This window comes from Mesorhizobium sp. B2-6-2 (genome assembly GCF_006440615.1).
Taxonomy (GTDB): Bacteria; Pseudomonadota; Alphaproteobacteria; order Rhizobiales; family Rhizobiaceae; genus Mesorhizobium.
On record NZ_VFUG01000018.1, the window covers coordinates 49,927 to 69,152 of the forward strand.

A 19,226-nucleotide genomic window follows, 5' to 3' on the forward strand; every position below is an offset into this window, starting at 1 on the left:
GGCGGACGGACGGTTCATCTTCAAACGATCACCGATGGATATTAGGCAGCGTTAATGTAATAGATTTCAGCTTTCCCGGGAAAGGCCGACTCCCGCCGATTCAGACCGCCAGCGGGATTAGCCGCTATTCGTCTAAGACCGCGCATTGCTTCCGCCATAACGCAGTGAACAGGGCGGTTGCCGCGCCTCTTGCCTTTCGTTCTCAGGCCCCGCCCAGAAACGCCGCGATCAGCTTCAGCATGTTGCCATCCTGCCCGAACTCGATCTTGTCGAAATCGCGGCTGCCCTGGCGCTGCGCCTTCGAGAGCTGGTCGAGATAGGCCGTCAGCTCCGCCCGGACCTTCTTGCAGCCGGGATCGTTCTGAGCGGTGAGGCCGGTGCTGAAGGCGACGATCTTGTCCACCATGTCGACGATGCCGGCGCCATGCACCTTCTCATGCGCGATCAGCCCGGCGGCGAAGGCGTCCCAGCGCGTTTGCAAGGCTGAGCCAAGTTTCCCCGCCGGCTTGGGCAGCGTATAGGTGATGATCAGCTTCGGCCGCGCCGTCCTCAGCACGCAGGCGCCGCCTTGCGGCTGGTAGTCGCGCTGCCAGGTCAGCTTGAAGAAAGTGTGCGCGATGACACGCCGTTCGTTGCCGGCCGAATCCTTGCCGATCACCGGTCCCTTCTCCCCGATCGAGAGGTAAAGCTGTTCCGCGCTTTCGCCTGAGACGGCATAAGTCTCGATTTTCTCGACGGGCTTCCAGTCGGCGAACGCCGGCGTGGACGAAAGCAGGGCGGCGAGGAGGAGGGCGGGCTTCATGGGGCGAGCCATAGCACCGGGCCTCGTCCCGAAGAAGCCGGCCCACGGATTTTTGGAACCCGCTCCGCTCGTCAGCCGTTCCCCTGGGCAATCATCCCGACCCATGGGGGAGGACAAGATGACCCGCAACGACATCATTTCCGTGCTTGGACCGGTCGACGAGGCCGTCATCGCCGACATCGCGCTCACCGGCGCCAGCCTTGAGGAACTGCGCGAGGCCTTCGCCTGGATCGGCGCCGACGAGGCGCTGGTCAATGAAGGCCGCGCCATGCCCGGCGCCCGTGTGGCGAAACTGATCGAGATCCTCGAACCGCCCGAGGATGAGCCCGAGGCGCCGGGCGCGATTGAGTAGGGAGGCTGCCCGTAGGTGCTTCTCCCTACTTGCCCCTCGAACCCCTCCTGTCATAGTTTTTGCCGCTTTGGCGGGAGGAAAGCCATTTGGATACCAATGTCGTCATCGTCGGCGCCGGTCCTGCCGGGCTCGCCGTTGCTGCCTGCCTAAAACAGGCGGGGCAGGATTTCATCATCCTGGAAAAGGCCGATGAGGTGGCGCCCGCCTGGCGGCGGCATTATCGGCGGCTGCATCTGCACACGGTGAAATCCTTCTCGTCGCTGCCCTTCGTGCCGTTCCCGAAAAGCCACCCGCGTTATGTGCCGCGCGAGAAGGTGGTCGCTTATCTCGATGCCTATGCCGGGCGTTTCGGGCTCAAGCCGCGCTTCGGCGTCACCGTCAAATCGGTCCGCCGCGAAGGCGAGCGTCTGCTGGTCCAGACTGATGCCGGGCTGTTCAATGCCCGCAAAGTTGTGGTGGCCACCGGCAACAATGCCGAGCCGATCACACCAAGCTTCCCGGGCATCGAAGCGTTCAAGGGCAAGGTGCTGCACAGCGCCGCCTATACCGAGGCCGCGCCTTATCTCGGCAAGGACGTGCTGGTCGTCGGCATGGGCAATACGGGCGCGGAGATCGCGCTCGACCTGGCTGAAAGCGGCGCCAGGCCCACAATCTCGGTGCGCAAGGGCGTCCACATCGTGCCGCGCCAGCTGTTCGGCGTGCCGATCCAGATCGTGGGCATCGCCAGCCGGCCGATGCCGCAGGCGCTGAACGACTGGATGTTCCCAAAGATCCTCGATCTGGCGCTGGGGAGGCTGGAGAGATACGGCATCGTGCGGCCGCGGCAGGGCATCATGCAGGGCATCGAAGCCGGCCGCATTCCGGTGATCGACGTCGGCACGGTGGCGGCGATCAAGGCCGGCCGGATCGGCATCGCACCGGATATCGCAAGCTTCACCCGGGACGGTGTGAAATTCGCCGACGGGGTGGAGAAGAAATTCGACGCGGCTATTTTCGCCACCGGCTACCGCCCGGCCTATGACGGCTTCCTGCCGGCGCAGCTCAGGCCGGACAAGAGCGGCGTGAACGCCCGCGCGACGGAGCTCGGCGTCTATCTCGTCGGCTTCTACAACCCGGTCACCGGCCTGCTGCGCGAGATCGGCATCGAGGCGCAGGCGGTGGCGAAGGATATTGCGAGGCGGTGAGAGGCGACGGCCACCTTCCTGCAACGTTGACGATTGGCGAAAGCCGGCGTGACATCTAATCTCCCCCCTTGAGGGGGAGATGCCCGGCAGGGCAGAGAGGGGGCCTCGCTCAGACCTTTCCGTGCTGATCTGCGCCCGCCTGAATCGGGTGGCACCTTTCACCGCGGCATACCAAGCCAGTCCCACCAACGGAGGACCGCCATGCTCACGCTCTACGACTACCTCCCGTCGCAAAATGCCTGGAAGGTTCGCGTCCTGCTCGGCCTGCTCGGCATCGCCTACGACACCCGTATCATCTCGATCTTCGAGGGCGAGAGCCACACCGAGACATTCCTGAAGCTCAACCCGGCAGGCGCAGTTCCGGTGCTCGGGCTGGACAATGGCGAGGCGATCGCCGAGTCGAACGCGATCCTTGCCTATCTCGCCGAGGGCACACCTTACCTTCCGTCGGACCGCTTTGCCCGCGCCAAGGTGATGCAATGGCTGTTCTTCGAGCAGTACCATATCGAACCGGTCATCGGCTCGCTGCGCTACTGGACGCTGACGGGTCGGCTGGAGCGTAACCAGGCGATGGTTGCCGGCAAGCGCGACGCGGGCGTGCGCGCGCTGGACGCGCTGGAGCACAGCCTGGCCGACACGCAATTCCTGGTCGGCAATGCGCTCACCATCGCCGACATCGCCGTCTACGCCTACAGCCACCGCGCCGAGGACTGCGGTTTCTCGCTCGCCGACTATCCCGCGGTCGATGCTTGGATGGGACGCGTCAGCGAGGCGATCGGTCCGGACTATCCAGTGTATCCTTACAGCATCGATCCGCATTCGCACGCCTGAGCCGCGGGAACACAGCGGCGGACGGGGCGTTTTCCAAAGGCAGCGTGTCGTGCGTCGCCCAATCGGCGCCCGCCTGTTTCGCGTTGCGTTCCAACCAGAGCCATGGAGGTCCGCAATGGTTCGCACCATCCTCGCCGCAATCCTCGCCACCGGCATCATGAGCCTGCCTGTCATGGCAGCCGAGCAATACTGGGTCGCCAGGGACGCCGTGTCGAAGCAATGCGAGATCGTGCCGAAGAAGCCCGACGGCACGCTTGTCGTCGATCTCGGCAAGAAGAAATACGCCAGCGAGGGTGAGGCGAGGAAGGCGATGGAGGCGATGTCGGACTGCAAGAAAAAGTAGGGTCGTTTGCCCAATCCTCCCGAGGGAGATTAGCCAGCTTCTACCGGTCCACCTGAGACATCGCCCGCTCGTTGTAGCGCGGCCCTGCCACCTTGTCGGGCGTCAGCGCCATGTCGAGCCCCAGCATCTCGGTGGCGTCGAGCGCGATGTCGGCCGCCGCGACATTCTCTTCCAGATAGGCCCGGCGCTTGGTGCCGGGGATCGGCACGATGTCGATGCCGAAATCCGGCCCTTTGGCGAGCAGCCAGGCGATCGCGATCTGGCCGGGCTTGACGCCCTTTGCCGCGGCGATGTCGCGCACCGTGGCGGCCGCCGCGACATTCAGGTCGAAATTCTCGCCCTGGTAGCGTGGATCGCCGCGGCGGAAATCGCCTTCGGGATACTCCTCCGCGCGCCTGACATCACCGGCCAGGAAGCCGCGGCCGAGCGGCGCGAACGGCACCAGGCCGATGCCGAGCTCCTTCAGCGCCGGGATGATCTCGGGCTCGAGGTTGCGTTCCCACAGCGAATACTCGCTCTGCAGCGCCGAGACCGGATGCGCGGCATGCGCGCGACGGATGTTGGCAATGCCCGCCTCCGACAGGCCGAAGAAGCGCACCTTGCCCCTGGCCACCAGTTCGCCGACCGCGCCCGCGACATCCTCCATCGGCACGGCGGGGTCGACGCGGTGCTGGTAGAGGAGGTCGATGCGGTCGGTGGCAAGCCGCGAGAGCGAAGCATCGACCACCTCACGTATATGCTCGGGCCGGCTGTCGGGCCCGGCCTGCTTGCCGTCGGCGATGCGGAAGCCGAACTTCGTCGCGATCGTCACCTGATCGCGCCGGCCTTTCAGCGCGCGTCCAAGCAGCTCCTCATTGACGAAGGGCCCATAGACCTCGGCCGTGTCGAGAAAGGTGCAGCCGAGCTCGATCGCCCGGTGGATCGTCGCGATCGACTCCGCCTCGTCGGCCGGGCCGTAGGCCTGGCTCATCCCCATGCAGCCGAGGCCGATGGCGGAGACTTCGAGCCCTTGGCTGCCAAGTTTCTGTTTGCCGAGGCTCATGCGTCTTGCTCCGAAGGAAAATCAGCGCTCGCGAATATAGGGGCCTAAGGCGGGACGTCCAGCCGGCACATTCGCTTGATCCGGATCAAAGCTGGGCCGGGCACAGACTCGTATCGTTCATGCGTCTTGGGAAGGACACAAGGCGGGCGGGTGGTTCCGGCTGGCTGCACTCCCTCGGAGCTCTGACGGAACCACCTGGACCGTCTCGAATCCGGCGGAGCGCCGCCTGGCTGTGACGCGATTGGCATTGCCGCCGAGGCCCGCCAAAAAAGCCGATAGTTGTTGTCCCAAGCTTGGCAGCTGCGTCGCAAGCACCACCGCATATGCAGCCAATGCCGGCAGGTCAGCAAGGGGTCCTTTCATCAACTTCATAACCTCTAAGCCATCGGCAGCATGCGGCGCATGATCAGCGAGGCGTGGCTGCCGACGCCGTGGGCCGCTTCCCGGCGTTCGACCACTTCGAAGCCGTGCTTGCGGTAGAAGGCGATCGCGCGGTCGTTGCCTTCGATCACCTCCAGCGCGATGCTGGGGATACCGGCATGGGCGGCAAGCACCGCGTGCAGCAGGTCGACCGCGAGGCCGCTGCCGAACGCTTGCGGCTCGATGTGGAGCCGCTCCAGCGTGACGTCGCCTTTTGCGTCCATCGCCGCCATAGCGTAGCCGGCGATAGAGCCGTCGGCGCCTTCGGCTACGAAGGACATCTTGTCCTCGTCGTCGAGCTCCCCCGCGAGCCTTTCCGGCGCGTGCCTTTCATCGGAAAGCCGTGCCACGGCCTCGTCGCCCATGATCGGCGCATAGGTCCGCCGCCACGATTGGCCGAGCAGCCGCGACACATCGGCCAAGTCGTTCCTCGTCATCGCCCGGATGCGGGTCATGGTCGTGGTCCTTGTTGCAACCTGAAGATAGGGCGAAGCGCGGGGCGCGGCCAACCCCGAGCGAGCGGCTTCGGATGCAGCAAGGCGTAGGTGGGGCGCCTTCGGCTCTGGCGCCGTTCGGCGCTGGCAATTCTTCGCGATCACGGAACCTGCGCCCAATAATCATCAATTGGCGCGCGGTGTTGTTGCGCAGCCGGCACCTTCCCTTGTGTGCCGCCGCTCGTTAGCCCGCCGCCGAGCCGGCAGCGGGCCATTGGAGCGACGGGCGTGCTGTCCCGCCGAGCAGGAGACACTGCTCGCCACGATCTAAACCAGCTTTGCCAGGGATCGCGACTTACGGATTGGTAAGATCGCTCACGATCATGTTCCCAGGCCGGCCGGTGCCTTGCCGGTTTGGTCGAAAGCAGTTCCCTCCGGGCCAGGTCCGGCGTCACCCGATTTTCCCGCCTCGCGGAATCGACGGGCAAAGATCATCAAGCGCCGCGCGGTGTTGTTGCGCAGGCGGCGCAGCCGCCATTCAAGCCCCGTCTCGGTGGTTATCCGCTTTGCGTAGATGCTGGCGCGCATGGCCCTGGCGTCGGCGGCGATCTTGGTCGGATCGTCGTAGAAGGCACAGATCTTGTCGGCCGCCATGCCGGGCGTCTCGAGCCAGGCGGGGATATGCGTCGAGCTGAGGCAATCGACATCGGTCAGCACCCGGTGGATGCCGTCGCCTTGCGCCGGGCAGGTCGTGGCGAACGCATCGCCGATGAAGACGACACCGTCGCGCCGATGGCCCTGCGTCGTAGTCAGGCCGACCTGCCTCACCTCGACCTCGCTGGCGACGGCGAAGTTGCCGCATCGAGCTGCGATCTCCGGCATCAACTCCAAGAGCACCTTTTGCGGGTCCTCGCGGAACGACCGCACCCACGGATCGGCGACGGTCCGGTAGACGAACATGTTCGCGCGCATCCGCTCGCCGATCCGGAAGATGGTAAGAAAGGCAATGCGATCGGCGATCCGCCTTCCGTAGAAGGTGAGGGACGGCAGGCCGAATTCCTGCGGCGTGACCGCGAGATCGAACCCCAACGTCAGCGAATGCGCCTTCGATTCCTCGACGCGCTCGACGCCGATCGTGCGCCGCACCGCCTCGCTATAGCCGGTGGCCACGACCAGCAGCCGGGCATCGATCACGGAGCCGTCGGTGAGCACCAGCCGCTGCCGGTCCGGTCCTGTCGAGACCTCCGCGACCTTGCCGATCGTCAGCGGCACTTGCGGAGGCAGCGCCGCGCGCAGGCCGTTGACCAGCGGCGTGTAGGAAAAGGCGTACTCCCAGCCTTGCTTGCGCTCGAACAGCTGGCCGAAGCGGAAGACATGGACGTTTGTCATCGGGGTGACGAGAGACCTGAAAACCGGGCCGAGGCCGAGTTTCTCGAACAGCCCCATCTGCTCCGCCCGGGTTTTCTCGGCCCGGAATTCGTCATGATGGACACGATGCGGATCGACCAGCGCGATCTTGCGGCCCGCCTTGGCGAGCGACAGCGCCAGCACGGTTCCGGCGAGCCCCGCGCCGACGATCGCCACTTCGACCTCGGCCTGGCCGGCCGGCACGGCGGTTGCTTCGCGGTCCTCTGCGATGCTCATGTCTTTTCTCCACCGCCCTTAGGCATGGAATCCTGCCTCTGCATGCGTTTCCAGCGCGGCGCCATTGCCGAACCATCGATGAATTCCAGCCCGCCCGCTTCATTCAGTGTATGCAGCTTGCGGCCGGCCCAGCCGGCACCGGGGTTGAGGATCGTTTCGACGACCTGTTCCATGCCGCTATCGTCGAGCTGCGTGACGCGCGCGATGCCGAGCGCGGCGCCATAGCTCCTGCGGCAGTCCTGCACCGGGCGAAGGAGTTGGCCGCCGCGGCTGACCATACGGCCCGCCGGCCGCGCCGAGGCGATGTCGATCATAACCGGGTTCTTCGGGTGCGGCGTCCACGACCCGCGGAAATCCGGCGCCGACCACAGATGCAGCTGGTCCGAGAAGGCGCCGCCGCCGTCGCGTACGGTGGCGAACATCCACCAGCGCCCGCCATGCTCGGTGAGCGTGGCGTCGCTGGCGACGATATCCGACAGAAGCGTCGCTTCCTTCACCCAGCCGCCCGGGAAAGCGGTGGCGCGGTAGAGGTCGACGGTCCGGTTGGCGGAGCTTTCCGGTACCATCCACATCTCGCCGTCGCGCTCGAACACGAAGGGATAGGAGAGGTGGTAGGGCAGCTCCAGAACCGGCTTCGGAGTGCCGACTGGTCCGGACGGGCCAAACGCCACTGCCGACAGGATCGCCTTGCCGGTGCGGTGGATGTAGTCCTCGACGAACAATGTCATCTGGCCGCGGTAAAGCACGGGGAACGGGTCGGCGTAGAAGCGGCTGCCGTCGTCCGGCAAATCGCGCCAGCCGGATTGCGGATGAGCGCGCAGCTCGTAGAGGTCCTTGCCGCCGGTCTCGCGCCAGCCGACCCGCCAATGCGGGGCGTTGTAGCACAGGTGGTATATCTGCTGGACGATGCGGCGTGCCGTCGCCTTGGCCGCACGCGCACCGAGCTTCGTGGCCGGCGGCATGGCTGCCGGCGCCGTCTCGGATGGCGGCTCGGGCAGCACCGGAAGCGACGAGCGGGCGGCGCCGTTGACCGCCGCGACGATCAGGCTGGCGCTGCGCGCCAGCACGTCCTGGAAGGAAGCCAGCGCGATGCCGTGATATTCGGTGCCGAGCCGTCCCTCGGCGACTGTCGCGCCGTTCTGTTCCAGGCGGGCCAGCGGCGTTCGGCCGGCAAGGATCAGCGCCAGGAGGGCCTGCTCGCCGCAGACGCCGTCATAGGCGAGCCGCCAGACGCGTCTGCCCTGCGGCTCGACGTCGCCGATGAGATCGATAGTGAGGTCGGCCGGCGCGGACGCTCTCGCATGGCCGGCCAGTGCCGAAAGCGGCACACGCCTGGCCGTCCCATTGGCGGGCAGGCGATGGATCAGCGTCTCAAGCTGGAACAGCGCTTCGGCTGCGCGCGGCACGCCGCCCGCCGCCGGACGGGCGTCGACGGCAAGCTCCACGCCAGGCAGCAGCGACAACCGCTCGGCCAGCGCCACATGAAAAGCGCGCACGCAATCGCCGTCGAGGCGCAGGGTCAGGCGCATCGCCAGCCCCGGCCACATCCGGTGCCGGCGACCCGGCTGGCCAGATCAAATTCCCGCCGCATGCGCACGATGTCTCCAATTTAGGCTGCACTTAGATTCTACTGCGTTGGTGCAAACTTCGTGCCAGAGCAGCCTCAATTTATGAACATAATTAACAGTGTTTTAATCGTTGCCGGGAATAGCTAGACCAACGCCGCATTTCTCGTTGCCGGCCGATGGAGCGTTTTCGGAGCGACCTTTGCAATCACCCCTGCTCATGGTGCCTCAGCAAAACGCTCCGGAGGCGATCGCGCCGGCGCCGGCCTATTACGCGCCTGCGCCCGCGCCCGCTACGGTCGAGCTTGGCGATCTCGGCCGCATCCTGCTGCGCCGCCGCAAGCTGATCTTCGCGACCGTCGCGCTGCTCACCATCGCAACGCTGATCTACGCCTTCCTGACGCCGGCGCTCTATTCCTCGACGGCGCAGATCATCATCGATCCGCAAGACCTCCAGGTCGTCACCAACGACGTCAATCCGAGCCGCATCTCGCCCGATGGCGGCATCACCCAGGTCGAAAGCCAGGTAAGCGTGGCGCAATCGAACGGCGTCCTGCTGCGCGCTATCAAGGCGACCAACCTGACCGAGAACCCGGACTTCAACGGGCAGGGCGGGCTCGGCGGCTGGCTGGGCATGTTCTTCGGCTCGGGCGACGGCGACAGGACAGCCGAAACGCTCGACGCGCTGCGCCGCCGCCTGGCGGTGAAGCGAGACGACAAGGTGTTGGTGCTCAACATCATCATCACGGCCAAGAGCGCCGACTTGGCGGCCGAACTCGCCAACGCCATCGCGCAGGCCTATCTCGACGACCAGGCCGAAGCGCGCTCGAAGGCCGCGGCCGACGCCTCCGACGCGATCAGCGCCCGGCTGGAAGACCAGCGCAACCGCGTCGAGCAGGCTGCCAACGCCGTCGAGACCTACAAGGCCGAGCACAACATGGTGATGGCGGCCGGCAATTTGGTCAGCGACCAGGAACTGACCGATCTCAACACGCAATTGACAGCCGCCCAGACCCGTACGGCCCAGCTCAAGGCGCAGGTCGACCAGCTGCGCCGGCAGGGCGGCGCGCCGGACGCGACATCGGAAGCGATGCGCTCGCCGGTGATTGCGAGCCTCAGGGCGCAGGAGGCGACGCTGGTCGACCAGATATCGCAATTCGGCACCGAGCTCGGGCCACGCCACCCCTCGATGATCTCCGCGCAGCAGCAGCTCAGCGACCTGCGCAAGCTAATTTCGCGTGAACTCGGCCGCCTCGTTACCGCCGCCGAGACCGATTACGAGCGCGCGTCGGCCAACCAGAAGGCGCTGGAGACCAAGGTGGCGTCCCTGAAAGGCAAGTCGCTCGACACCGACCAGGCCTCGGTCAGGCTGCGCGAGCTGCAGCGCGATCTCGACGCCGTGCGCACCGTCTATGCCAATTACCTGCAGCGGGCCCAGGAAACGCGCGAGCAGACTAACGTCAACAGCACCAATGCCCGCATCATCTCGCAGGCCATGCCGGCGCTGAAGAAGAGCTGGCCGCCGAAGGGGCTGCTTATCTTCGGCGCCATCTTCGGCGGGCTGGCGCTGGGCATCGGCATGGCGCTGATCGCCGAATATCTCTCGCCGACCGTGCTTTCCGCCAATCAGATGCAGTCGGCCATCGAGGCGCCGGTGCTGGGCGTCCTGCCGGGCAGGGGGCGCCGCCGCTCCGGCGCTGCGGCCCAGAAGACCGACGCCGTGGCCGGGCTCGCGCTGCAGCGCATCGCCGCCGCTACCAGGCGCCCGCCGGACTGGCCGCTGGTACCCTCCATCCTGGTGGCGTCGCCGCCCGAGGATAAGGCTGAACGGTCGAGGGTGGCATGGCAGCTCGCCAACGCGGCGGCGGCCAGGGGGCGCCGCGTGCTGTTCATCGACATCAATGCCGGCAAGGGCCAGAAGGACCCGCAGCCCGGCGTGCTCGACGTGCTGCGCGGCGAATATCCGCTCGACGCGGTCAGCCGCTATGCACCAGGCAGTTCCGTGGCGCTGGTCAGCCGGGGGCGGCCGACCGCGGTGTTCCAGGAAGCGCAGGCGCTCTATTTCGCCCATCGCATGTTGGCCGAGGCCAGTCACAGCTTCGAGCTCGTTGTCGTCGACGGCGGCGCGCTTGCCGACGACCTCAACGTCCTGCCGCTGGTCGCAATGGCCGACGAGATCCTGCTCGTCGCCAGGCTGAACGCGACGTCGATGCGCGACGTCGCCGCGACCTCGGAAGCGGTCTCCGTCATGGGGCGGCTGCCGACCGGCGCCATGCTGGTCGACGAGGCGGCCTGACATGGCCTCGATCCTGGCTGGTCCCGCCCGGCCTGTTCCGGCTTCGGGCTATGGCATGGCGGGCCCGCGCACTGTCCCAGTCGACACGCTGACCCGTCTTGGCCTGACTATCGCGGTGCTGCTTCTGTTTTCCGTCTCCGGCGGCATGCTGTGGCTCGCAGGCTATAATTACGACGGCCTGCAAGGCAGCCCGCTGAGCAAGATCCACCCGTCCACCTATCTCTTCGTGCTCGCCTTCGTTTGGCGCTCCTGCACCTTCGGCAATCCGGTCGGCTATGCCGTCTACGTCGCCAACAAGCGGCCGGCCACGACGCTGATGGCGGTGATCTCGACCGTGCTTCTTTTCGTCGTCATCCTCAGGCAGCGCCCCGGCATGGCCGGCATGATCGACACTTTCGTCGCCCCGGCGCTGATCGTGCTGCTGCTGAGCGAGGATGACGAGAAGACCTTTGCCTGGCTGCAGGCGGTCATCCATGTCGTCATGACCGCGAACGCACTGCTGGCGCTGTTCGAGTTCGGCACCAAGCATCTGGTGTTCCCCTACAGGTTCGACGGCGCGGTGTTCGTCAACGATCTGCGCTCGACGGCGCTGCAGGGGCACCCGCTCTCCAATGCCACGGTCACCTCGATCTATGTGCTGTCGCTTCTGTCCGGCTCGCGTTCCCTGTCGACGCCGCTCAGGCTGGCGCTTGTCGGCCTGCAGTTCTGCGCGCTGGTCGCCTTCGGCGGCCGCTCGGGCATGGTGCTGACGATCCTGCTCGGCGGCGTCTATGTGCTCATCCGCGGGGTGGCGCAGCTCAGCACCGGGCGCGTCAATCTTTTGGGCGCCGCGCTGGTGATCATGCTCGCCGCGCTGCTGCCGCTGGCCATCGGGCTTGCCGGCTATTATGGCTTCTTCGACGCGCTGCTAGAACGTTTCGTCTCCGACAGCGGCAGCGCCAACGCCCGCGTCGAGATGTTCGATCTCTTCAGGCATCTGGAATTGCGCGACCTGATCGTCGGGCCTGATGTCGACCTGCTCGACAGCATGCGCCGCATCACCGGCCTGGAGCAGGGCATCGAGAATCCGATCCTGCGTCTGACGCTCTATCAGGGGGCGTTCTTCACGCTTTTGATCTTCTTCGGCTTCGCGCTGTTCATGCACGAGGTCGCGCGCCGCTGCCATTCGGGCATCTGGCTGCCGATGCTGGGTTGGCTCATCCTGCTCAACACCTCCGAAAGCATCGCCTCCAAGACGACGCTGATGACCAAATTCGTGGCTATAGCGCTGGCGCTTTATCGGCCGGTGAGGCCTGTTGCGCGTCAAAGGACGCAGGCGTAGGAACGCCGCGAGACAAGCGCTGACTTTTCGGCCGCTCTTACATGAAACCAAACTCTTATCGCGGTTTGGCGATTCAGCAAATCAAGCGCGCGGCATCCTCAGCCCCAGCGCCTCGACCATCGCCGGGTCGAGCGCGCGGGTGGTGTCGTCCATCATGCCCATGCCGTCGAACAGGTCCCAGAATGCCCAGGGAAAGCCGAAGGCTTCGGCGCTCTGCCGGACATCGCCGATGTAGCGGGCGCGGTCCGGATTGGGCGCGGCTGTGTATCGTGCATCGGTTCGCAACGCGCCGAACTCGCCCATGATGATGCGCTCGCGCGCGATGCCATGGGTTTGCGCCCAGTCGCTCACCTGCCTGAGGTAGCGGTCGATGAAGCGGCGGTCGGGCTGCGCATCGAAATAGACTTTGAGCACCTTTTCGGTCTCTTCGTAGGCGGCTTTCTTGGCCTCGTCCGATCTCTCGGAATCCTGCGCCATCCTTGTCCTGACCGAGGCCAGCGTTCTTTCCAGCGTCCCGGCGGAGGCTGGCCACGGCACATTGTTCAGCGCCCGGTAGACCGGCTCGCGCATCCACGGCGCGCCCTGATGGCTGAACAGGTAGGGCTCGTAGAAATGGAAGGTGAACAGGATCGGCTCGTAGGCCGCCAGCGGCGCCGGATCGAGCGCGGCGAGGCCCCGCACCATCGAGCCGCAGCCGCCGGTGGCGAGCAGCGGCAGGTTGCGCGCCGAGGCCCGCGCCGCGCTCAGCAGCATCGCCTGCACCTTGGGCCACAGCCCGGAGGAGCAGTCCTGCGGCGGCTCGTTGACCGGCTCCAGCGCTATCCTGCCGGGCGCCATGTCCGCCAGCATGCCGGCAACCTCGCCGACGAAGACCTGGTAGCGCGCGAATTCCGGCGCGCCGGTGCTGGAATACATGCGGTCGGGATTCCAGTAATGCGTGGCGCCGTTGGCTTGTATATTGACGATGATGCCGAGATCGGCGCTGAGCGCTGCCTCGACCGCCGCGCTCAGCATCGCCATGAGGTCGGCGCGCTCGCCCGCGTCGGCGGCCAGGAACGGCCCCGGATCGACAGGCAGGCGGATGAAGTCGAGCCCGCTGGCGCGCAGCCGGGCAAGGTCGGCCGGCGTCGGCACCGGCCGCTGCGACTGGAAAGGCGGCCAGTCATAGTCGGTGCGGGGTGCAGGAAATTCGCGCGTCAGCGCAAACCAGGGCCAGGTATTGACGCCGCGCCTGAAAGGCCATGCGCCGGCGGCACGCGCTGGAGATGACAGTGGCGGAACCACGCTCGCCAGCGGCGCTATTGCCGCGGCCAGCGCCGCGCCGAGGACCCGGCGGCGCGACCAACCGGTCATGCGTGCTTGGCGCGGTCGGCTTTCGCCGGCACGGCGGTGGTGACGCCGAGTTGCCGCAGCGCTTCCTTCTCGTAGGCAATGAGCACGTCTTCCCAGCGGAAAGCCTCGCGGGCCCGCGTTCGCGCCGTCTTGCTGCAGCGCGCCACCAGCGCGTCGTCGGCCAGCACCTCGTCGATCCGCTGGCTCAGGCTGTCGGTGTCGCTGAAGTAAATCGCCGCCTCGCCGGCGACCCAGCGATTGTAGCGGTTGTCATGCGCGATCACCATGTTGCCGGCGGCAAGCGCCTCGACCAGCGAGGGGTTGGTGCCGCCCACCGTGTGGCCGTGCATATAGGCGCGCGCATGATAGCGCAGCGCCTGCACCGTCGCCCGATCGTAGATCGCGCCGGGCATGATCACCGTGGTGCCTGCCGTCGCGCGCACGGCGCGGTGGTAGGGAATGTCATCGTCGAGCGTGCCGAGCACCACCAGCTTCATGTCGTCGCGATCGCGGCTGCGGAAGGCTTCGATGATTGGCAGGATGTTGTTGTCGGGTTCGATCCGCGCGATCGAGACCAGATATTTGCCTGGCTCGAGCCCGAGCGCGCGAACGGGCAATTCCGGCGCCGAGGTCACCGGGTCCGCGCCATAGGCGATGGTGGCGATGGCGCCGCGCCGTCGCCTTGTCGCCAGATGGTCGGCGATCGCCGGGTGATCGGCGATAAGCCGATGCGAGACCCAGGCGGCGATCCATTCGTTGAGCCAGAACCAGCTGCGCGCCGCCGGCCCCCACTTCGGCCGCCGCCACTCGATCCCGTCCATATTGGTGATGATCTTGCGCCGCATGAGCCTGAGCCAGGTCAGGAAGACCGCGCCATTATAGCCGAGCACCAGGCACACGCACGGCCGCCTGGCGGCGTCGAGCACGCATTGCCAGTCGAATTCCAGTGTCGCGCGGGGGCCCTTGGAAGCGACCTCGATGGTGATGAGCTCGATGCCGCGCCAGGTCTCGCTCGTCACCCTTTGCCCGACGCGCCCGACCTCCTTCTGGCAGTAGACGCCGACCTTCCAGCCGCGTCCAACCAGGAAAAGCGCCAGCCGCTCGGCGAAGGTTTCAAAGCCGCCGTGAGAAGCCGGAATGCCGCGCGTCCCCAGGATCAGGATCGAAGGCTTTTCGATCAGGGTGAAAGGTCGTTCCGGTTTCAAAATAAAGGAATCCCCAGGGTCCGGTCATAGTTGTTGTTTACGGCAATGACACGCCCAGCAACTTCCGTGCCAGGGTAGCCCCAGGGCGAATATTCACATGAAGGTGTAAAATTTCTCTTCAAGCTACCTCGCTTGCTTCATCATCGGTCAACTTTCGCCACGTATCTGTATCGATATGGGGCACGGCTGGGGTTCCTGGGTCGCGGCCGGACATTCGGGACCGGCACGATCCTTGCTCCCGGGCCTGCAGTGGCCACCGCTGGTAGAGCGGCGTGCGGATTTGGCATGAAGTTCCTTCCGCGCTTGAAGGGTCCGGTGCTGAGCGGACTCGGGGTGCAAGGTGGAAAGATAGCAATGCGCATAGCCTGCGTTCATCAGGGCTACGAGCTCTATGGTTCGGACCGCAGCTTCGCGGAGAGCGTGGCAGCGCTGCGCGCCGCGTTTCCGGCCGCCGAGATCGAGGTCGTGCTGCCGCGCGAGGGACCGATCGTCGATATCCTCAAGCCGCATGCCAGCCGCATCGTGTTCGAACCGCTCTGGGTGCTCAGGCGCCAGGCGATGCTCAAGCTCGCCACCGTCGAGATGGCGCGGCTGCCGGCGGCGCTCTGGCGGGCCTGGCGGCGCATGCGGGGCAGCGACCTGACCTATATCAACACCTCGATCATCGCCGATTATGCGCTGGCCGCACGGCTCCTGCCGCGCAAGGCGCTGCTGCACATCCACGAGATTCCCGAGGGCGTCCTGCGCAAGGTGCTTGTCGCCTTGATGCGCTGGAGCAAGGCGGATCTCATCTTCAACTCGCGCGCAACGCGCGCCACCTTCGGCGATCCGCCGGCCCTCGATGCCAAGGGGCTGCGCACGCATGTCGTCTATAACGGCGTTGCCGGTCCCGCCGCAGCACTGCCGATGACTTATGACGGCAACCGGCCGCTCAAGGTCCTGCTGCTTGGCCGCGTCAACCGCATAAAGGGGCAGGAGGTGCTGCTCGAAGCCGTCGCCTCGCTCCCCGCCGAGTTGCGCGAGCGTGTCGAGGTCCGCCTCGTCGGTGGCGCCTTCGAAAGCGCCGAGCGCGAGCAGGCATTGGCCGAGCTGGTTGGGCGCATGGGCCTGAACGGGCATGTCGAGGTGCTGCCTTTCGTCTCCGACCCCACCGACCATTACCGCTGGGCCGACATCGTCGCGGTGCCGTCGCGCCGCCCGGAATCGCTCGGCCGCGTGGCCATCGAGGCGATGGGCTGGGGGCGGCCGCCGCTGGTGTCGGCGATCGGCGGGCTGGTGGAAGTGGTGGCCGACGGCGAGACCGGCTGGCATGCGCCGCCGGGCAATGCCGCCGCCCTTGCCGGCAAGCTCGGCGAGATCATCCTGCGGCCCGATCTGTGGCGCGGCTTCGCCGCCGCCGGTCGCGCGCGCTACGAGGCGGTCTTCAGCGAGCCGATCGCCGCCGCCGCGATCGTGGCGATAGTGGCCGACAAGCTGAAGGCGACGCCGCCGCGGCAGGGGCGGGCGCGTGTCGCCCGCGAGGCGGAGACGAGCCCGTGAAGTTCACCTTCCCGGCCCATCTTGTGCGGCGCCTCATGTTGATGATCGGTGGCGAGGCGATGCAGAGCGGCTTCCATTTCGCCCTGAACATCGCGCTGCTGCATCTTTTGTCGGCCGAAGGTTATGGGCTCTTCGCACTGGCCATGGTAATGGGCGGCGTCGGCTTGTCCTATATCCGCTCGCTCACCGCCGTTCCCGCCACCGTATGGATGAGCAAAAGCGCCAACAGCGCCGGCGTCGACGCCTACGACGTGACCTTCGGATCGGCGGCGCTGGTGGTGGCGCTGCTGATGGGATTGGGCACCGGGCTGCTGATGCGCCTCCTGGGCGACCCGAGCGGCATCGGCGCCGCCTGCTTCGTCGGGGCTTGGTCGCTGCGCAGCCACATGCGCACCGCCTTCTTCGCGCGCCGCATGCAGCTCGTCGTCTCCATCAGCGACGCCGCGTTCACGATCGCTGGCATAGTGCTCGCAGGAGCGGCGATCTGGCTCTTCGCGGACGCGCTTCAGGTCACCTTCTACGCGCTTGCCGTGGCCAATTTGGTCGGCATCGCAGTGCTGGTGAGGCTGGCGCGCCGCAGGCTGCGTATCTCCTTTCGTGCGCCGACCTTGCGGCGCTATGCAAAGCTCTGGCCGCAGCTTCGCTGGTCGGGGTTCAGCGCCACAACCACCAACATCCAGGGGCAATGCCTGGCCCTGCTGGTCGCCGGCATCGCCGGACCCGCGGCCTATGCGCCGCTGGCGGCGGTGCTGGTGCTGTTTGCGCCGCTGCGCATCTCCAGCCTTGCCTTCTCCAACATGACCCAGCCGGAACTCGCAAAGCTGGCGCGCAACAAGGAGTTCGACCGCGTGTGGACGCAGGCGAAGGTCTGGGCGCTCGTCATGGGGCTCGGCAGCCTGGCCTATGGTTGCGGCATCCTGTTCATCTTGCCGATGATCAAATCCCAGGCGCTGCAGCATGCCTCGGTCGGCTTGATCGGGCTTTTCGCCATCGCCAACTTCGTGCCGATCATGGCCTATGTCATGCCGCGCGTGGTGCTCGAGATCCTTGGCGATTTCCGCATCGTCGCCTTCATCACCATGGCCGGCGCGATTGTCGGGCTGGCGGCGATCGGGATTCTGTTGGCCGTCGCCCCGTCGACATGGTCGCTGGCCGGAGCCGCGATCTCCGAGACCTTCGTGCTTGTGGCCTCATGGTATTTCGCTGCTCACCGTATGTGGAACTCCAAGCACCCGAACGAGCAGCGCCCCAGCGTGTTCGGCGCCTGGCGCCGTGCGGCCACGCTGGCAGTGCAGAGACGATAGGAGAATGATGTGACAAGCCAGGCAATGCCGATGGCCGCGATGACGACCGGCTTGGCCGGCGATGAGGCTGCAGTGCACGCCACCGGCGGCGCTTATGTGGCGCAGCTGCACACCAGCCTCGAAGCGGTCAAACCGCTCTGGCTGCGTCTCGAGACAGAGGGCGTGTGCACCGGCCACCAGCATTTCGCCTGGGCCGAAGGAATCGTCGAAGGACTTGTGCCGCCAAAAGCCGATCTCGCCATGATCGAGGTGAGGGACGCCGCCACGGGCGAGCTGAGGATGCTGGTGCCGTTGATGCGGCGCCGCGCATTCCACCATTGGGTGATCGAGTGGCTGAGCTGCGGGGTGTGCGATTATTCCGCGCCGTTGCTCGCCGACGCGACGCCCTGGACCAGGCAATCCGCCGAGGCCGCATGGGCGGCGGTGCTTTCCGTGCTGCCGCCGGCCGACCGCATCCATATCGTCGGTATCCCGAAACAGATCGGCGGCATCGCCAATCCCCTGGCGCTGCTTTCTCCGGCGCGCGATTCCATACATTCCCACTACGGCATCGCCATGGATGGCGACGCCGAAACCGTCGTCAAGCGCATCTGTCGCCCGTCCTTCGTCAAGGCGCTCAACAAGGATCTGCGCCGGCTCGATCGCAATGGCGGCCTGGCCCTGGTCGAGGCCGACACGCCAGCCCTGGTGGATTCCACCTTCGACAAGCTGGTCGAGATGCGGCTCAGCCGTTTTCGCGAGCTCGGCCGCTTCGATCTGCTGGCGCAGCCGCCGGTGGTCGATTTCTACCGCAAGGCCGCGCATCGCGGCCTTACCGATGGTTCGGTGCGGATCTTCGGCCTGCGCGCTGGCGACGTGATTGTCGCGGTCCAATATCTGGCGGTCCATCTGGGCACCCTGCACGCGCTGCTGGTCGCGATCGACCAGGGTGCGGTTCCCAATGTCTCGCCGGGACTTTGCATCATGGGCGAGCTGATCAGACGGGGACGCGGGCAGGGGTTCGACTATTTCGACCTGTCGGTCGGCAACCAGAGCTACAAGGAACATATGGGCGCAGTGAAGTCGGTTCTGTCCGAACTTTGCTACGGCATCACCCCTAAGGGCATGGCGGCGAGCGAGGCCATTAAATACCGTGGCCGGGGCGTGGCTTTCGTGCGCGCCAACCCGCGCCTGTTCAAGGTCGCGCAGGAGGCGATGCAGCGCTGGCGGCGGCTGCGTGCAGGGCGGTGAACGGGCCGCCTTCACCCGGCAAATTGACTCACATCCCGCTCTCCGCCATCCTTATGGGCAGCCGCTGTTGGAGCGGCAGCGTGCTCGAGTGAGGCCATGGCCAGTCCCGTCGCCAGAGAAAAGTCCCGCCGCGCCGCGGTGAAGACCGCGCTTGAGCGCCACAAGGTCTATGTGACCGCGAAGCGCTTTTCCGGCGGCTCCTACAGCGCCCGCGTGCTGGTCGACGGCGAGGTCTACTGGGTCGACGAGTTCCGGCTTTCGCAACTGAGGCAAGGGCTGACGCCGGCGGAGCTGGAGCTGACGCCGGCCGCCGACGATTGATCCAAATCCCTTGCTTCGCGATGTAGGAAAATCCGAGATGCTGGCGGGACAGCGCCCCCCT

General features: G+C 66.2%; 17 protein-coding genes. 10 read left to right on the top strand and 7 right to left on the bottom strand.

Annotation, left to right across the window (positions count from 1 at the left end; genetic code table 11):
* Positions 1–202: 202 nt before the first annotated feature.
* Positions 203–802 carry a DUF922 domain-containing protein gene (locus FJ419_RS25275; protein WP_140699596.1) on the bottom strand — a complete coding sequence of 200 codons (600 nt, stop codon included), beginning with the start codon at positions 800–802 and terminating at the stop codon, positions 203–205.
* Between the two features lie 118 nt (positions 803–920).
* On the opposite strand from FJ419_RS25275, the gene FJ419_RS25280 reads away from it, so the two are divergent.
* The 4 genes from FJ419_RS25280 to FJ419_RS25295 all read left to right on the top strand — a co-directional run bounded on the left by FJ419_RS25280 (position 921) and on the right by FJ419_RS25295 (position 3,512).
* A complete protein-coding gene (locus FJ419_RS25280) occupies positions 921–1,154 on the top strand; it encodes a hypothetical protein (protein WP_140699598.1) in 234 nt (77 codons plus the stop codon).
* Between the two features lie 86 nt (positions 1,155–1,240).
* Positions 1,241–2,338, top strand: a complete 1,098-nt coding sequence (locus FJ419_RS25285; RefSeq protein ID WP_140699601.1) for an NAD(P)/FAD-dependent oxidoreductase — start codon at positions 1,241–1,243, stop codon at positions 2,336–2,338.
* 201 nt (positions 2,339–2,539) lie between these two features.
* Entirely contained in the window at positions 2,540–3,169 is a 630-nt protein-coding gene (locus FJ419_RS25290; protein WP_140699603.1) for a glutathione S-transferase family protein, read from the top strand.
* 115 nt (positions 3,170–3,284) lie between these two features.
* Positions 3,285–3,512: a hypothetical protein gene (locus FJ419_RS25295; protein WP_140631530.1), complete on the top strand. Its 228-nt coding sequence runs from the start codon at positions 3,285–3,287 to the stop codon at positions 3,510–3,512.
* Between the two features lie 40 nt (positions 3,513–3,552).
* Here FJ419_RS25295 and FJ419_RS25300 read toward each other — a convergent pair whose 3' ends face one another.
* From FJ419_RS25300 to FJ419_RS25315, 4 genes are all read right to left on the bottom strand, one after another.
* Positions 3,553–4,554: an aldo/keto reductase gene (locus FJ419_RS25300; protein WP_140699606.1), complete on the bottom strand. Its 1,002-nt coding sequence runs from the start codon at positions 4,552–4,554 to the stop codon at positions 3,553–3,555.
* 377 nt (positions 4,555–4,931) lie between these two features.
* Positions 4,932–5,429 carry an N-acetyltransferase gene (locus tag FJ419_RS25305; RefSeq protein WP_140699609.1) on the bottom strand — a complete coding sequence of 166 codons (498 nt, stop codon included), beginning with the start codon at positions 5,427–5,429 and terminating at the stop codon, positions 4,932–4,934.
* Positions 5,430–5,789: 360 nt separating this feature from the next.
* The gene (locus FJ419_RS25310) at positions 5,790–7,052 is read right to left on the bottom strand and encodes an NAD(P)/FAD-dependent oxidoreductase (RefSeq protein ID WP_140699611.1); all 1,263 of its coding nucleotides are present in this window, start codon (positions 7,050–7,052) and stop codon (positions 5,790–5,792) included.
* Positions 7,049–8,581: a formyl transferase gene (locus tag FJ419_RS25315; protein ID WP_140699614.1), complete on the bottom strand. Its 1,533-nt coding sequence runs from the start codon at positions 8,579–8,581 to the stop codon at positions 7,049–7,051. The genes FJ419_RS25310 and FJ419_RS25315 overlap by 4 nt, the downstream gene beginning before the upstream one ends.
* 238 nt (positions 8,582–8,819) lie before the next feature.
* On the opposite strand from FJ419_RS25315, the gene FJ419_RS25320 reads away from it, so the two are divergent.
* Positions 8,820–10,913 carry a Wzz/FepE/Etk N-terminal domain-containing protein gene (locus FJ419_RS25320; protein WP_140699617.1) on the top strand — a complete coding sequence of 698 codons (2,094 nt, stop codon included), beginning with the start codon at positions 8,820–8,822 and terminating at the stop codon, positions 10,911–10,913.
* Positions 10,914–10,968: 55 nt separating this feature from the next.
* Positions 10,969–12,234 carry a VpsF family polysaccharide biosynthesis protein gene (locus FJ419_RS25325; protein ID WP_246679380.1) on the top strand — a complete coding sequence of 422 codons (1,266 nt, stop codon included), beginning with the start codon at positions 10,969–10,971 and terminating at the stop codon, positions 12,232–12,234.
* Between the two features lie 81 nt (positions 12,235–12,315).
* Here FJ419_RS25325 and FJ419_RS25330 read toward each other — a convergent pair whose 3' ends face one another.
* Together FJ419_RS25330 and FJ419_RS25335 are read right to left on the bottom strand one after the other, a co-directional pair.
* Positions 12,316–13,587, bottom strand: coding sequence for a cellulase family glycosylhydrolase (locus FJ419_RS25330; RefSeq protein ID WP_140699621.1), 1,272 nt, complete (start codon positions 13,585–13,587; stop codon positions 12,316–12,318).
* Positions 13,584–14,771, bottom strand: a complete 1,188-nt coding sequence (locus tag FJ419_RS25335; RefSeq protein WP_246679358.1) for a DUF1972 domain-containing protein — start codon at positions 14,769–14,771, stop codon at positions 13,584–13,586. The genes FJ419_RS25330 and FJ419_RS25335 overlap by 4 nt, the downstream gene beginning before the upstream one ends.
* Before the next feature lie 354 nt (positions 14,772–15,125).
* Between FJ419_RS25335 and FJ419_RS25340 the strand changes: the two genes are divergently transcribed.
* The 4 genes from FJ419_RS25340 (at position 15,126) to FJ419_RS25355 (ending at position 19,165) form a co-directional block, all read left to right on the top strand.
* Positions 15,126–16,310, top strand: coding sequence for a glycosyltransferase family 4 protein (locus tag FJ419_RS25340; protein ID WP_140699628.1), 1,185 nt, complete (start codon positions 15,126–15,128; stop codon positions 16,308–16,310).
* A complete protein-coding gene (locus tag FJ419_RS25345; RefSeq protein ID WP_140699631.1) occupies positions 16,307–17,614 on the top strand; it encodes a hypothetical protein in 1,308 nt (435 codons plus the stop codon). The genes FJ419_RS25340 and FJ419_RS25345 overlap by 4 nt, the downstream gene beginning before the upstream one ends.
* Positions 17,615–17,623: 9 nt before the next feature.
* On the top strand, positions 17,624–18,844 hold the full coding sequence (locus tag FJ419_RS25350) for a GNAT family N-acetyltransferase (RefSeq protein WP_246679363.1): 1,221 nt from the start codon (positions 17,624–17,626) through the stop codon (positions 18,842–18,844).
* A 96-nt stretch (positions 18,845–18,940) separates the two neighbouring features.
* A complete protein-coding gene (locus FJ419_RS25355; protein WP_140699633.1) occupies positions 18,941–19,165 on the top strand; it encodes a hypothetical protein in 225 nt (74 codons plus the stop codon).
* The last annotated feature ends 61 nt before the right edge of the window (positions 19,166–19,226 follow it).